10 protein-coding genes, 3 pseudogenes and 1 riboswitch are annotated in these 14297 nt (G+C 58.9%); of the genes and pseudogenes, 9 read left to right on the top strand and 4 right to left on the bottom strand.

Going from position 1 to position 14297, the window contains the following annotated elements; genetic code table 11:
* Positions 1–73: 73 nt before the first annotated feature.
* Positions 74–1222 carry an acetylornithine deacetylase gene (gene argE / locus EIO60_RS15515; protein ID WP_258577335.1) on the bottom strand — a complete coding sequence of 383 codons (1149 nt, stop codon included), beginning with the start codon at positions 1220–1222 and terminating at the stop codon, positions 74–76.
* 165 nt (positions 1223–1387) lie between these two features.
* Between argE and argC the strand changes: the two genes are divergently transcribed.
* The 4 genes from argC (at position 1388) to argH (ending at position 5890) form a co-directional block, all read left to right on the top strand.
* Complete coding sequence (gene argC / locus EIO60_RS15510; RefSeq protein ID WP_258577334.1) at positions 1388–2392, top strand: N-acetyl-gamma-glutamyl-phosphate reductase; 1005 nt, start codon at positions 1388–1390, stop codon at positions 2390–2392.
* 15 nt (positions 2393–2407) lie between these two features.
* A complete protein-coding gene (argB, locus tag EIO60_RS15505; RefSeq protein WP_258577333.1) occupies positions 2408–3184 on the top strand; it encodes an acetylglutamate kinase in 777 nt (258 codons plus the stop codon).
* Positions 3185–3208: 24 nt separating this feature from the next.
* The gene (locus tag EIO60_RS15500) at positions 3209–4429 is read left to right on the top strand and encodes an argininosuccinate synthase (RefSeq protein WP_258577332.1); all 1221 of its coding nucleotides are present in this window, start codon (positions 3209–3211) and stop codon (positions 4427–4429) included.
* An 87-nt stretch (positions 4430–4516) separates the two neighbouring features.
* Positions 4517–5890 (top strand): argininosuccinate lyase, encoded by a 1374-nt coding sequence (gene argH, locus EIO60_RS15495; protein ID WP_258577331.1) that lies wholly within the window; start codon positions 4517–4519, stop codon positions 5888–5890.
* 116 nt (positions 5891–6006) lie between these two features.
* Here the strand turns inward: argH and EIO60_RS15490 are convergent.
* A pseudogene (locus EIO60_RS15490) lies at positions 6007–6754 on the bottom strand (glutathione peroxidase).
* Positions 6755–6879: 125 nt separating this feature from the next.
* Between EIO60_RS15490 and oxyR the strand changes: the two are divergent.
* Positions 6880–7797 carry a DNA-binding transcriptional regulator OxyR gene (gene oxyR, locus EIO60_RS15485; protein ID WP_258577330.1) on the top strand — a complete coding sequence of 306 codons (918 nt, stop codon included), beginning with the start codon at positions 6880–6882 and terminating at the stop codon, positions 7795–7797.
* Here oxyR and EIO60_RS15480 read toward each other — a convergent pair.
* Positions 7780–8679: pseudogene (locus tag EIO60_RS15480) on the bottom strand (oxidoreductase dimerization domain-containing protein). The gene oxyR and the pseudogene EIO60_RS15480 sit on opposite strands and share 18 nt — an antisense overlap.
* A 188-nt stretch (positions 8680–8867) precedes the next feature.
* On the opposite strand from EIO60_RS15480, the gene fabR reads away from it, so the two are divergent.
* Positions 8868–9512, top strand: a complete 645-nt coding sequence (gene fabR, locus EIO60_RS15475; RefSeq protein ID WP_033755575.1) for an HTH-type transcriptional repressor FabR — start codon at positions 8868–8870, stop codon at positions 9510–9512.
* Positions 9513–9528: 16 nt separating this feature from the next.
* The gene (locus tag EIO60_RS15470; protein WP_258577329.1) at positions 9529–9885 is read left to right on the top strand and encodes a YijD family membrane protein; all 357 of its coding nucleotides are present in this window, start codon (positions 9529–9531) and stop codon (positions 9883–9885) included.
* A 72-nt stretch (positions 9886–9957) separates the two neighbouring features.
* Here EIO60_RS15470 and trmA read toward each other — a convergent pair whose 3' ends face one another.
* Entirely contained in the window at positions 9958–11064 is a 1107-nt protein-coding gene (trmA, locus tag EIO60_RS15465) for a tRNA (uridine(54)-C5)-methyltransferase TrmA (protein WP_258577328.1), read from the bottom strand.
* Between the two features lie 111 nt (positions 11065–11175).
* Positions 11176–11355: riboswitch (cobalamin riboswitch) on the top strand.
* Positions 11356–11426: 71 nt separating this feature from the next.
* Between trmA and btuB the strand changes: the two are divergent.
* Positions 11427–13354 (top strand): annotated as a pseudogene (gene btuB, locus EIO60_RS15460) (TonB-dependent vitamin B12 receptor BtuB).
* The gene (murI, locus tag EIO60_RS15455) at positions 13251–14150 is read left to right on the top strand and encodes a glutamate racemase (RefSeq protein ID WP_258577327.1); all 900 of its coding nucleotides are present in this window, start codon (positions 13251–13253) and stop codon (positions 14148–14150) included. The pseudogene btuB and the gene murI overlap by 104 nt, the downstream one beginning before the upstream one ends.
* Positions 14151–14297: the final 147 nt, after the last annotated feature.

The following is a 14297-nucleotide window of genomic DNA, read 5'->3' as shown; positions in this document are numbered from 1 at the left end:
TCTTATCGGCAAATCCCGCACTTTGATCAGGAAATTTACTTACTTAACAGTCGATTGCCCTGTTAATTGCATATCAGTGGCAAAAATGCTGGACAACCTGCGCGATCAGGGCGCGCGTCGGCTTAATAAATGCAGTATCGATAAATTCGTCTGGCTGGTGCGCCTGATCAATCGATCCTGGCCCCAGCACCAGCGTCGGGCACAGCTCCTGAATAAACGGCGCCTCGGTGCAGTAGTTGACCACTTCTGTCGGCGTGCCGAGCAGTTTTTCCACTACGGCGACCAGTTCGTGATCGGCCGGACACTCGTAGCCTGGGATCGGTGGATGCAGCTCGCCGACCGTCAGGCGGCCTGGCCAGCGCGCACTGACCGGCGCCAGCGACTCGTTCAGTAACCCTTCCAGATCGCTCAGCGTCAGGCCCGGCAGCGGGCGGATATCCATATGCAGCTCGCAGCAGGCGCAGATGCGGTTCGCCCCGTCGCCGCCGTGAATATGGCCGAAGTTCATGGTCGGGTAGGGAATGGCGAAGCCGTCGTGGTGATAGCGCTCTTTCAGCGTATTGCGCAGCTGCATCAGATGGCCGATGGCGTCATGCATCAGCTCGATGGCATTGACGCCGCGCGCCGGATCGCTGGAGTGGCCCGACTGACCCTGCACGCGAATCGCGTGCGACAGATGGCCTTTGTGGGCGCGCACCGGCTTCAGCGAGGTCGGCTCGCCGATAATGGCGCAGTCCGGGCGGATGCTCGCCATTTCGGAGAAGTACTTCGCGCCCGCCATCGTCGTCTCTTCATCGGCGGTGGCGAGAATATAGAGCGGCTTGCTGAGTTTGCTGACGTCGACGTCGCGCAGCGTGTCGAGGATAAAGGCGAAGAAGCCCTTCATGTCGGCGGTGCCCAGGCCGTAGAGCTTGTTGTCATGCTCTGTCAGGGGAAAGGGATCGCGCGTCCAGCGGCCGTCGTCAAAGGGCACCGTGTCGGTGTGGCCGGCCAGCAGCAGGCCGCCCGCGCCGCTGCCGCTATGCGCCAGCATGTTGAATTTATGCCGCGTGCCTGGCACCGGCTGCACCTCGACGCTGAAGCCGAGGTCGCGAAACCAGCCCGCCAGCAAATTGATTAAAGTTTCATTGCTCTGATCCAGCGCCGCATCTGTCGCGCTGATGGTCGGGGTCGCGATCAGCTGGCAGTAGAGTTCGATAAAAGAAGGTAATTTTGTCTTCACTGTTGACGGTCCTTGAGTTATATTCATGCATTAATAGTGAATAAAAATACATTAACGCCGGTTGCCTGGGAACCAGAAAACCAGAAATTTCCCGCAAACGGCATTGTGGGCAATTGGGCAAGGCCGCGACCCGGAACGTGTAACTGTAAAAAGGTATACAGCCTGATGTTGAATACGCTGATCGTTGGTGCCAGTGGGTACGCTGGCGTAGAGCTCGCCACCTTCTTCAATCGCCATCCACATATGAACATAACCGCTTTGGCGGTTTCAGCGCAAAGCCCGGATGCTGGAAAGCGTTTGTCCGATCTGCATCCGCAGCTGAAAGGCGTGGTGGATCTGCCGCTGCAGCCGCTAAGCAGCGCGGCGGAGTGGGCCGACAAGGTCGATGTGGTGTTTCTGGCGACCGCCCATGAGGTGAGCCATAATCTGGTACCCGACTTCCTTGCGGCGGGCTGCGTAGTGTTCGACCTCTCCGGCGCGTTTCGCGTTAACGACGGCAGCTTCTATCAGCAGTTTTACGGCTTTACTCATCAGCACGGCGACTGGCTCGATAAGGCGGTCTACGGCCTGGCGGAATGGAACCATGAGAAAATCAAAGAGGCGCAGCTGGTGGCCGTACCGGGATGCTATCCCACCGCGGCGCAGCTGGCGCTGAAGCCGCTGGTCGACGGCGGCCTGCTGAATCCCGATCAGTGGCCGGTGATCAACGCCATTAGCGGCATAAGCGGTGCGGGCCGCAAGGCGAGCGTCACCACCAGCTTCTGCGAAGTGAGCCTGCAGCCCTACGGCCTGTTCAACCACCGTCACCACCCAGAGATTGTGGTGCACCTCGGCGCGCCGGTGATCTTCACGCCGCACCTCGGCAGCTTTCCGCGCGGCATTCTGGCGACCATCACCTGCAGCCTCCAGCCGGGCGTCGGCCACGCCGACGTGGCGGCGGTGTTCGCGCGCGCCTACCATGATAAGCCGCTGGTGCGCGTCTACGGGCAGGGCGTGCCGGCGCTGAAGGCGGTTGTCGGCCAGCCCTTCTGCGATATCGGCTTCGCGCTGCAGGGCGAGCACCTGATCGTCGTCGCGGCGGAAGATAACCTGCTGAAAGGCGCCGCGTCGCAGGCGGTGCAGTGCTTGAATATTCGCTTCGGCTTCCCTGAAACGCAGTCACTGATCTAACGAACAAGGACGCACATGACGACTCCACTGATTATCAAACTGGGCGGCGTGCTGCTCGACAGCGAAGAGGCGCTGGCGCGGCTGTTTGACGCCCTGCAGGCCTGGCGCAACGCGCATCAGCGTCCGCTGATGATCGTTCACGGCGGCGGCTGCCTGGTCGATGAACTGATGAAGAAGCTGTCGCTGCCGGTGAAAAAGAAAAACGGCCTGCGCGTCACGCTGGCCGATCAGATCGACATCATTACCGGCGCGCTGGCGGGCACCGCCAACAAAACGCTGCTCGCTTGGGCGAAGAAGTACGGCATTAAGGCGGTCGGCCTGAGCCTCGGCGACGCCGATCTGGTCAAGGTGACGCCGTTCGACGAGGAGCTGGGCTACGTCGGCCAGGCAGAGCCGGGCGATCCGGCGCTGCTGACGACGCTGCTGGCGGCGGGCTATATGCCGATCGTCAGCTCTATCGGCATTACCGACGATGGCGCGCTGATGAACGTCAACGCCGATCAGGCCGCAACTGCGCTGGCGTCAACGCTGGGCGCCGACTTGGTGCTGCTCTCCGACGTGAGCGGCATTCTGGACGGCAAAGGCCAGCGCATCGCGGAGATGACCGCCGAAAAAGCGGAGCAGCTGATCGCGCAGGGCATCATTACTGACGGCATGATTGTAAAAGTGCACGCGGCGCTCGACGCCTCGCGCACGCTGGGCCGCCCGGTGGATATCGCCAGCTGGCGCCACGCGGAGCAACTGCCCGACCTGTTTAACGGCGTGTCGATTGGCACCCGGATCCACGCTTAACGACTTAGATGCTAGGATGACGACATGAGCACGCAAAATATCAAAAAAATCGTACTGGCTTATTCCGGCGGTCTGGATACCTCCGCGATTATTCCGTGGCTGAAAGAGAACCACGGCGGCTGCAAAGTCTTGGCGTTCGTGGCGGATATTGGCCAGGAGCGTAGCGATCTGGAAGGCGTGGAGAAGAAAGCGCTGCAGTCTGGCGCCTCTGAATGTCACGTCGTCGATCTGCGCGAAGAGTTTATCAGCGATTACGTTTACCCGGTGCTACAAACCGGCGCGCTCTATGAGGGCACCTATCTGCTGGGCACCTCAATGGCGCGTCCGATTATCGCCAAAGCACAGGTTGAGCTGGCGCTGAAAGTGGGCGCGGATGCGCTTTGCCACGGCGCAACCGGCAAGGGCAACGACCAGGTGCGTTTTGAAACCACCTATACCGCGCTGGCGCCGCAGCTGAAAGTGGTGGCTCCGTGGCGCGAATGGAATCTGCGTTCGCGTGAAGCGCTGCTGGACTACCTGAAAGAGCGCAATATCCCGACCACCGCGTCGCTGGAGAAAATCTACAGCCGCGACGAGAACGCCTGGCACATCTCTACCGAAGGCGGTGTGTTGGAAAGCCCGTCTAACGCCCCGAACAAAGATTGCTGGGTGTGGACCGTGGATCCGCTGGAGGCGCCGGATCAGCCGGAGAACGTCACCGTCACCGTGGAAAAAGGCCGCGTTGTCGCGGTAAATGGCGAGCAGCTGAGCCCGTTCCAATGCTTGGATAAGCTCAACGCGCTGGGCGCGAAGCATGGCGTTGGCCGTATAGACATCGTGGAAAACCGTCTGGTCGGCATCAAGTCGCGCGGCTGCTACGAAACCCCTGGCGGCACCATCATGGTCAACGCGCTGCGTGCGGTTGAGCAGCTGGTTCTGGACCGCGACAGCTTCAAATGGCGTGAGCAGCTGGGCCATGAGATGTCTTATGTCGTATACGACGGCCGCTGGTTCGCGCCGCTGCGCAAATCAATTCAGGCGGCCGCCGAGTCGCTGGCGGAAGAAGTCAACGGCGAAGTGGTGCTGCAGCTTTACAAAGGCCAGGCGACGGCGATTGAGAAACGCTCCGCCGACAGCCTTTACTCGGAAGAATTCGCCACCTTCGGCGAAGACGAGGTTTACGACCACCGTCACGCCGGCGGCTTTATCCGTATCTTCTCGCTCTCTTCGTGCATCCGCGCCCTGAACGAGCAGAAGCAGAAGTAATCATGCGGCGAGGCGCGCCTCGCCCAGCCAGATTTCGCAAAGGCGGCTTCGGGCCGCCTTTTGTTTAAGGATTCAGAGGAGTTTCACATGGCACTTTGGGGCGGACGCTTTACCCAGGCAGCAGACCAACGGTTCAAACAGTTCAACGACTCGCTGCGCTTCGACTATCGTCTGGCGGAGCAGGATATTACCGGCTCCATCGCCTGGTCCAAAGCGCTGGTCACGGTCAACGTGCTGAGCGCCGAGCAGCAGCAGCAGCTGGAGCAGGCGCTGACGGCGCTGCTGGCCGAGGTGCAGGCCAGTCCCGAGCAGATCCTGCAGAGCGACGCCGAAGATATTCACAGCTGGGTTGAAGGGCAGCTGATCGAGAAAGTGGGCGCGCTGGGCAAAAAGCTGCACACCGGCCGCAGCCGTAACGATCAGGTGGCGACCGATCTGAAACTCTGGTGCAAGGCGCAGGTCGAGGCGCTGCTGGGCGCGACGCGCGAGCTGCAGCAGGCGCTGGTGGCGACCGCCGAGGCGAATCAGGATGCAGTGATGCCGGGTTATACCCACCTGCAGCGCGCGCAGCCGGTGACCTTCGCCCACTGGTGTCTTGCCTACGTAGAGATGCTGGCGCGTGACGAAAGCCGCCTGCAGGACACGCTGAAGCGCCTCGACGTCAGCCCGCTCGGCTGCGGCGCGCTGGCGGGCACCGCCTACGATATCGACCGCGAGCAGCTGGCCGGCTGGCTGGGCTTCGCCTCGGCGACGCGCAACAGCCTCGACACCGTCTCCGATCGCGATCACGTGCTGGAGCTGCTGGCGGACGCCTCTATCGGCATGGTGCACCTGTCGCGCTTTGCGGAAGATTTGATCTTCTTCAACACCGGCGAAGCGGGCTTCGTTGAGCTCTCTGACAAAGTGACGTCCGGCTCGTCGCTGATGCCGCAGAAGAAAAACCCGGACGCGCTGGAGCTGATCCGCGGCAAGTGCGGCCGCGTGCAGGGCGCGCTGACCGGCATGATGATGATGCTGAAAGGGCTGCCGCTGGCCTACAACAAAGATATGCAGGAAGACAAAGAGGGGCTGTTCGATGCGCTCGACACCTGGCTGGACTGTCTGCATATGTCGGCGCTGGTGCTGGACGGCATTCAGGTGAAACGTCCTCGCTGCCAGGAAGCGGCGGAGCAGGGCTACGCCAACTCAACCGAGCTGGCCGACTATCTGGTGGCGAAGGGCGTGCCTTTCCGTGAGGCGCACCATATTGTGGGCGAAGCGGTGGTCGAGGCGATCAAACAGGGCGTGGCGCTGGAAGCGCTGTTGCTGGCGCAGCTTAAAACGTTCAGCGCGACGATTGAAGAGGATGTCTATCCGGTGCTGGCGCTGCGCTCCTGCCTGGAAAAACGTAACGCCAGGGGCGGCGTCGCGCCGCAGCAGGTGGCGTTCGCCATCGCCGACGCGAAAAAGCGTCTTGGCTGATCGACAGGCAAAAAAGCGGGTATAAATGCCCGCTAACCTCTAGCTTCGGAATTTCATTCTATTTTTATAGGCACATCATCAAAGGGTCAGCACTCCCGGCTGATGCAGTGATTCTTTTACGCTGAATGCAGGTACTGTTCCAGATCGTCGCTGCCGCCAATATGGCGTCCGCCGATAAAGACCTGCGGCACAGTGGGCGCGGCCCGTTACGGCGCGCAGGCTGACGGTGGTCGCATCCTGACCCAGCACGATCTCTTCAAACGGCATGCGGTTATCCATCAGCAGCTGTTTCGCTTTGGTCCAGACGGGCAGCCTGGTTTGGTAAACAGCGCCACGGGTGCCTACACTTTATATTCGGGCACCAGATAGCGCAGCATGGTGTCCGCGTCGGAGATCTCAAAGGGATCGCCCGGCGTTCAGCTCGACGAACATCTTTTCAATTACGTACGCCGTCGCGCACCAGCATCGAATAGCGCCATGCGCGCGCGCCGAAGCCAACGTCCGCCTTTTCAACAAGCATGTTCAAGCATGTTCATCCCACGCGTGAAGTCGCCGTTGCCGTCGGGAATAAAGGTAATGTTTTCCGCACGCTGCTCCGCTTTCCAGGCATTCATCACAAAGGTGTCGTTGACCGACATGCAGAGAATGCTGTCGACGCCATGCTGCGCAAACAAGCTGTACAGCTCATTGTGGTGCGGCAGATGGCTCGACGAGCAGGTCGGCGTAAAGGCGCCCGGCAGGGAAAAGACGATAACGGTTTTCCCCGGCAAACAGATCGTTCGTGGTGACGTCGACCCAGCGATCGCCCTGACGGGTATGGAAGATGACCTGAGGAACAGCGTTACCTTCCTGACTTGCAAACATATTTCCCTTGGGGCAAGAATCGCTTAAATTTGATGCGTGCATTAATCTCATCATTGCTTGATAGGGCTAATCGTTCATTGCTATCCTATCTATCGTCACAGGCTATCGTGGTCTGGAGGATAACAATGAAAATTCGCGATCTTGAATATCTGGTTTCTCTTGCGGAACATCGCCATTTTCGTCGCGCGGCAGATGCGTGCCACGTCAGCCAGCCCACGCTGAGTGGACAGATCCGCAAGCTGGAAGGTGAACTGGGCGTGATGCTGCTGGAACGAACCAGCCGTAAAGTGTTGTTCACCCAGGCGGGCATGCTGCTGGTCGATCAGGCGCGCACTGTGCTGCGGGAAGTGAAAGTCTTAAAAGAGATGGCGAGCCAGCAGGGCGAAGCCATGTCCGGTCCGCTGCATATCGGGCTGATCCCCACCACCGGCCCCTATCTGCTGCCGCAGATTATTCCCATGCTGCATCAGACCTTTCCCAAACTCGAGATGTACCTGCATGAAGCGCAGACCCAGCAGCTGCTGGCACAGCTCGACAGCGGCAAGCTCGACTGCGCGATTCTGGCGCTGGTGAAAGAGAGCGAAGCCTTTATTAAGGTGCCGCTTTTTGACGAGCCGATGAAGCTGGCGGTCTATCAGGATCATCCGTGGCGCGATCGCGATCGCGTTCCCATGTCCGATCTGGCGGGCGAAAGGTTGCTGATGCTGGAGGATGGCCACTGCCTGCGCGATCAGGCGATGGGCTTCTGCTTTGAAGCGGGCGCCGACGAAGATACCCATTTCCGCGCCACCAGTCTGGAGACGCTGCGCAATATGATCGCGGCCGGTAGCGGCATCACGCTGCTGCCTGCGCTGGCGGTGCCGCAGGAGCGCGTGCGTGACGGCGTATGCTATCTGACGTGCTATAAGCCCGTGCCGCAGCGCACCATCGCGCTGGTCTACCGTCCCTGCTCGCCTCTGCGCAGCCGCTATGAGCAGCTGGCAGAAGCGATTCGTACCCATATGCAGGGCTATCTGGACGCTTTGTTAAAACAGGTGGTTTAAGCCGTTCAACGCGGCCACGCGATAGGCTTCGGCCATGGTGGGGTAGTTAAAGGTAGTGTTGACGAAATACTCAATGATATTGCCGCCGTTTTTCTGCTCCATGATCGCTTGGCCGATGTGAATGATTTCCGCCGCGCGCTCGCCAAAACAGTGAATGCCGAGGATCTCTTTGGTTTCGCGGTGGAACAGGATTTTCAGGCTACCGACGTTCATGCCGACAATCTGCGCGCGCGCCAGATGCTTGAACTGCGCGCGGCCCACTTCATACGGCACTTTCATCGCCGTCAGCTGCTGCTCAGTTTTGCCCAAAGAGCTGATTTCCGGAATGGTATTAGAGCAGGTAGTCCGCCTTGATCTTTTTGCCCGACTTCAGGTGCATAATCACACCGTCGTCGACGCCTTCGATTTTCTCAAACTCTTCGTTGTGGCGGATAACGACGCTGCTGTTCCATAAGTGGTAAGAGAGCGAGTCGGACATCTCCTGATCGAGAAACGCCGTTCGACCTCGATGGTGTTGGCGTCGATAAAGTGCGCGTCGCCCTGAAACAGCTCGCAGCAGTTGCGCTCGAAAAAGCACTGGCGCATTGCGGTCTGCTGGCTGATGACGTTTTCCGTGTGGTTAAGAATGTCGGCGAACGACGAGCGCAGCAGGCGAGTGTGATCGCTGTAAAGCGGGTTTTGGTTGAATTCGATGATGCGACTGACTGCGTGGCGAAGCGCTTTAGACGGGATCGTGCCCCAGGGCGAACAACCGCCGCCGATGTTATGGTAGCGTTCGATCATTGCGATGCGCGCTCCCTGCTTCACTAGGCCCATGGCCGCGCCTTCACCTCCCGGTCCGGAGCCAATCATGATGACATCGTAATCGTAAGACTTTTGCATACCAGTACGCCCTATGTTTCTATTTTACAACGAGATTCTAACATCTCGCCGCGCACATCTGAATTCTAACAGTGAAATTCCACCCGGTTTGACAAAGCGAGAGGTTCACAGGCAAGTCACAAAGTTTGGCCTATGTTCGCTGATAAGTTTGTTATAGTGACCGTCTAACACGTCACAAGGTAGAGAGAATGGGTGTCAGAGCGCAACAGAAAGAACGTACAAGACGTACGCTGATCGAAGCGGCATTTAGCCAGCTCAGCGCCGAACGCAGCTTCGCCAGTTTAAGTTTGCGCGAGGTCGCCAGGGAAGCCGGTATCGCGCCCACCTCTTTTTACCGCCATTTTAAAGATGTTGATGAGCTGGGTTTGACCATGGTCGACGAGAGCGGGCTGATGCTGCGCCAGCTGATGCGCCAGGCGCGCCAGCGTATCGCTAAGGGCGGCAGCATTATCAAAACCTCGGTCTCCACCTTTATGGAGTTTATCGGCAATAACCCCAATGCGTTTCGGTTGCTGCTGCGCGAGCGCTCCGGCACCTCCGCCGCGTTTCGCGCCGCGGTCGCGCGCGAAATCCAGCACTTTATCGCCGAGCTGGCCGATTACCTTGAGGTTGAAAACCGCATGCCGCGCAGCTTTACTGAGGCGCAGGCGGAAGCTATGGTGACTATTGTCTTTAGCGCGGGAGCGGAAGCGCTCGATGTCGATATTGAGCAGCGCCGCAAGCTCGAAGATCGGCTGGTGCTGCAGCTGCGCATGATTGCGAAAGGCGCCTATTACTGGTATCGCCGCGAGCAGGAGCGTCTGGCGGTTACCCTAGAAAAACCCGAAGAGTAACGATAAGGATAATGCTATGACACAACCGACTTCCCGCGATAAGGGCACGCTGCTGCTGGCTTTTGTCACCGGTTTGGCGATCAACGGCTCGTTTTCCGTGCTGTTCAGCGCCTTTGTTCCGTTTTCTGTCTTCCCGATTATCGCGCTGGGGCTGGCGGTCTGGAGTCTGCATCAGCGTTACCTGAACCACAATATGCCGGATGGCATGCCGGGCTTGGCGGCGGCGTTTTTCCTGCTGGGCATTCTGGTTTACAGCGCGCTGGTGCGCGCGGAGTATCCCGATATCGGCTCGAACTTTATTCCCACTATTCTGATGGTGGCGCTGGTGTTCTGGATCGGCGTGAAGATGAGGCGCCGTAAGAAAAACGACTGACAGACAAACGGGAACCTCAAGTTCCCGTTTTTATCAGGTGTCGATCGTGCCAACGCAGGGGGGATTCGCCGTTTATCCGGTTTTACGCGTCAGCCACACGCCGCACTCCATATGGTGCGTGTAGGGGAACTGATCGAACATCGCTAGGCGGGAGACGTCGTGCGTCTGCGCCAGCGTCTGCAGATTCGCGTACAGCGTCTCAGGGTTGCAGGAGATATAAAGGATGCGCGGATAGGCCTGCACCATCTTCACCGTCTCATTATCCAGCCCGCTGCGCGGTGGATCGACAAGAATGGTTTCGCATTCGTAGCTCTTCAGGTCGATGCCCTGCAAACGGTTGAAGCTGCGCACACCGTTCATCGCCTGGGTAAACTCTTCCGCCGCCATGCGGATAATCTGCACGTTATCGATCTGGTTGGCGTCGATATTGAACTGCGCCGCCGCCACTGACGGCTTAGCGATTTCGGTCGCCAGCACGCGGCGGAAATTGCACGCCAGCGCCAGCGAAAAGTTGCCGTTGCCGCAGTAGAGCTCCAGCAGATCGCCGCGCGAGCCTTGGGTCACGTCCAGCACCCACTCCAGCATCTGAATATTCATCGCCGCGTTGGGCTGGGTAAAGCTGTTCTCGACCTGGCGATAGATCATCTCGCGGCCCGCTACCGGCAGACGCTCGTCGATATAGTCCTGGTCGAGGCAGATTTTGGTTTTGGTGGCGCGGCCAATCAGCTGCACCGCATAGTCTTTGATGCGCAGCGCGTCACGCAATGCGCTGGCCGCCTCGATCCAGTCGGCCTCCAGCTTACGGTGGTAAAGCAGCGAGATAACGATCTCATTGCTCATGGTCGAGAGGTAGTCGATCTGGAAAAGCTTATGACGCAGCGCGCGGTTATCGCGGATCGCCGCGATCATCTCCGGCATCAGCGCGTTGATCAGTTCGCTGGCGGCCGGAAAGCGATCGACGCGGATACGCTGGCGCGTCTCCTGATCGAAAATAATATGGTAGAGATCGTAGCCATCGTGCCAGAGGCGGAATTCGGCACGCATCCGGTAGTGGCTGACCGGCGAGCGAAACACCTCCGCCTGCGGCGCGGCGAACGGCGTCATCATCGTCTGTAAACGGCTGACTTTCTCGGCCAGTTGCGCGTCGTACTGTTCGGTCGGGAGATGTTCGGTAATCATGATCGGTCCGGTTAATAGCAAACTTGCCGGGCGATTGTAGGCATTCACCTGACGATGTCCAGCGCTGCGCGCGTCAGGACAGATGGCTGTCTGGACTTCAATTATGGCTGCTGTAGACTGCGAGCGCCGCCCTCAGCCCGAGTTAATGGGGAATCCAGTGCAAATCTGGAGTTGACGCGCAGCGGTAAGGAATGTCGTGGCGATCGCCTTGCAGACACTGTCCATGCGGATGGGAAGTCTTCGTCACTTATGGTTCCCAGCCCGAAGACCTGCCGGCGTGACGTCGCAACTCGTACGGTTATCGCGTGCTATCGATCGTATGCCTGCGGCATCCTGCTTGAGTCTTATGGATGCTTATAACAATGAAAAATCACTCGGCTTCACTGTTCGCGTTTAGCGCGACGGCGCTTGCTCTTTGGGCGCAACCTGGTTTCACTCAGGATAATGATGATACGCAAGTCGTTACCGCCAACCGCTTCGCCCAGCCGGTCTCCTCGGTGCTGGCGCCGACGACGGTGGTGACGCGCGCCGAAATCGACTGCTGGCAGGAGAAAAGTCTGACCGACGTGATGCGTCATCTGCCCGGCGTCGATGTGGCGCAGAACGGCGGCCTCGGCCAGAACAGCTCGCTGTTTACTCTCGGCACCAATTCCAGCCACGTGCTGATCCTGATTGACAGCATTCGCCTGAGTCAGGCGGGCATCTCCGGCTCCTCCGATCTCAGCTAGATTCTGCTGTCGTTGGTGCAGCGCATCGAATATGTGCGCGGCGCGCGATCGGCGGTCTACGGGTCGGACGCTATCGGCGGCGTGGTGAATATCATCACCGGCCGCGGGCAGCCCGGCACCACGCTTACCGCCGGCGTCGGCTCGAAGGGATATCAGTCCTGTGACGGCGCGACGCAGTAGTGGCTGGGCGACGCCACCCGACTGACGCTGGCCGTAACTACACCTACACCCGCGGCTTCGACGTTGGCGCAGGCTATCCCAATGATTACGGTCCGACGCAGGGCGACCGCGACGGGTTTATGAGCAAAACCCTCTACGGCAACCTTGAGCATCAGTTCAGCGATGCGCTAAGCGGCTTTGTGCGCGGCTACGGTTTCGACAACCGCACCGCCTATGACGGCTATTATAGCTATGATGACAGCTCCCCGAATATCGTCGGCCTGGCGGATACGCGCTAGCTCTACAGCCAGATCTGGGACACCGGCCTGCGCTTCAACCGCGACAGCTATTCGACCCAGCTGATAGCCAGCTACGGCCGCACCAAAGATATCAACTACGATCCGCGTAACGGCCGCTATGGCGCTGCATCGACCTTTGATGACGTGACGCAGTATAACCTGCAGTGGGGCAATACCGTGAGGGTGGGGCAGGGCGCAATCAGCGGCGGCGTCGACTGGCAGAAAGAGACCACTGAACCAGGCACCAACTATCTGGCAGAAGGGTATGAGCAGCGCAATACCGGCGTCTATCTGACCGGGCAGCAGCAGTTCGGCAGCGTGACCTTAAAAGACGCGGTGCGCGACGACGACAATAACCAGTTCGGCTGGCACAACACCGGGCAAACCGCCGCCTCGTGGGAGTTTATCTCAGGCTACCGCGCGTTCTCCTCTTACGGTTCCGCCTTCAAGGCGCCGAATCTGTCGCAAGTTTACAGTATAGGCTACGGCAATCCCGACCTCGATCCGGAAAAGAGCAAGCAGTGGGAAGGGGGCGTCGAGGGGTTGACCGGGCCGGTTAACTGGCGAGTATCGGGTTATCGCAACGATATTGATAACCTGATTGACAGCGATCCGGTGACCCATCGCTACTACAACATCAGCAAGGCGCGCATTAAAGGCGTCGAGGTAACTGTGTCGTTCGATACCGGCCCGCTGGGACATCAGATCTCCTATGATTATGTCGACGCGCGCGACGGCGAAAACGATGAGCAGCTGGTGCGCCGTGCGAAACAGCAGGTTAAGTATCAGCTCGACTGGACGATTTATAACCTCGACTGGTCGGTGACGTATCATTATCTGGGCGACCGCTTCGATAATGACTACAACAGCTATCCTACACGCCGCGTTAAACTGGGCGGCGTGAGCCTGTAGGATCTCGCGGTGTCGTATCCGGTCACATCTCAGCTAACGGTTCGTGGTAGAATTGCCAACCTGTTTGATAAAGATTACGAGACAGCGTATGGCTATCGAACTCCAGGAACGAAGTATTACCTCTGCGCCAGCTACAGCTACAGCTACAGCTACAGCTACAGCTACAGCTACAGCTACAGCTACAGCTTCTGATCTGCGCCCAACCGTGCTGGTGTTTGACTCCGGCGTCGGCGGACTCTCCGGCTATGGTGAGGTCCGTCAAGTGCTGCCGGACCTGCACTATCTCTACGCTTTCGATAACGCGGGCTTTCCTTATGGCGAAAAAAGTGAAGCCTATATTGTTGAGCGCGTCGTCGACATCGTTGGCGCGATAGCCAGCCGTCATCCCCTTTCGCTCTGCATTATCGCCTGTAATACCGCCAGTACGGTTTCCTTACCGGCGCTGCGCGCGCGCTTCGGCTTTCCCGTGGTCGGCGTCGTGCCCGCCATCAAGCCTGCTGCGCGCCTGACGCGCAACGGCGTGTTGGGATTGCTGGCGACACGCGCTACGGTGCGCCGCGCCTATACCCATGAGCTGGTGGCGCAGTTCGCTACCGCCTGCAAAATCGAAATGCTGGGTTCGGCAGAGCTGGTGGAGCTGGCCGAAGAGAAGCTGCACGGGGAGTCGGTCGCGCTGCAGGATGTGCGGCGTATTGTGCAGCCCTGGCTGCGCATGGCCGAGCCGCCGGATACCGTGGTGCTGGGCTGTACTCACTTTCCTTTGCTGCGCGACGAGCTGCAGCAAGTGTTACCCGAGGGAACATGCCTAATTGATTCCGGCGCGGCAATTGCCCGTCGCACGGCATGGCTGCTGGAGCATGAGGCGCCTAAAGTGCAGTCTTCACAGATCAACTGCGCCTTTTGTACAGAGTTAAACAGCGAAGCGCTGCAATTATCGCCGGTTTTACAGCGTTACGGCTTCCCTTCGCTGGAAAAAGTAGCGATTTAGGGATAGTTTGATGAAAAAAACGACACTCAGAAATTAATTTGCAATTAGCCCTTGTCAGCTGGAAAGAACTCCCTATAACGCGCCTCCACTGACACGGCACAACGGCTTACGGAATGCGGTGTTCAGGAGGTGCAGGCAGCTGAGTCG

The organism is Candidatus Pantoea persica, assembly GCF_013753875.1.
GTDB lineage: Bacteria > Pseudomonadota > Gammaproteobacteria > Enterobacterales > Enterobacteriaceae > Pantoea > Pantoea persica.
Note: the sequence above shows the minus strand (reverse complement) of the source record. Positions and strands in the feature narration are given on the sequence as shown.

What these genes read in the sequence shown, in the direction of transcription:
- argC (WP_258577334.1), top strand. Translation starts at nt 1,388, where the DNA reads ATGTTGAATACGCTGATCGTTGGTGCCAGTGGGTACGCTGGCGTAGAG.
- argB (WP_258577333.1), top strand. Translation starts at nt 2,408, where the DNA reads ATGACGACTCCACTGATTATCAAACTGGGCGGCGTGCTGCTCGACAGC.
- EIO60_RS15500 (WP_258577332.1), top strand. Translation starts at nt 3,209, where the DNA reads ATGAGCACGCAAAATATCAAAAAAATCGTACTGGCTTATTCCGGCGGT.
- argH (WP_258577331.1), top strand. Translation starts at nt 4,517, where the DNA reads ATGGCACTTTGGGGCGGACGCTTTACCCAGGCAGCAGACCAACGGTTC.
- oxyR (WP_258577330.1), top strand. Translation starts at nt 6,880, where the DNA reads ATGAAAATTCGCGATCTTGAATATCTGGTTTCTCTTGCGGAACATCGC.
- fabR (WP_033755575.1), top strand. Translation starts at nt 8,868, where the DNA reads ATGGGTGTCAGAGCGCAACAGAAAGAACGTACAAGACGTACGCTGATC.
- EIO60_RS15470 (WP_258577329.1), top strand. Translation starts at nt 9,529, where the DNA reads ATGACACAACCGACTTCCCGCGATAAGGGCACGCTGCTGCTGGCTTTT.
- trmA (WP_258577328.1), bottom strand. Translation starts at nt 11,064, where the DNA reads ATGATTACCGAACATCTCCCGACCGAACAGTACGACGCGCAACTGGCC.
- murI (WP_258577327.1), top strand. Translation starts at nt 13,251, where the DNA reads ATGGCTATCGAACTCCAGGAACGAAGTATTACCTCTGCGCCAGCTACA.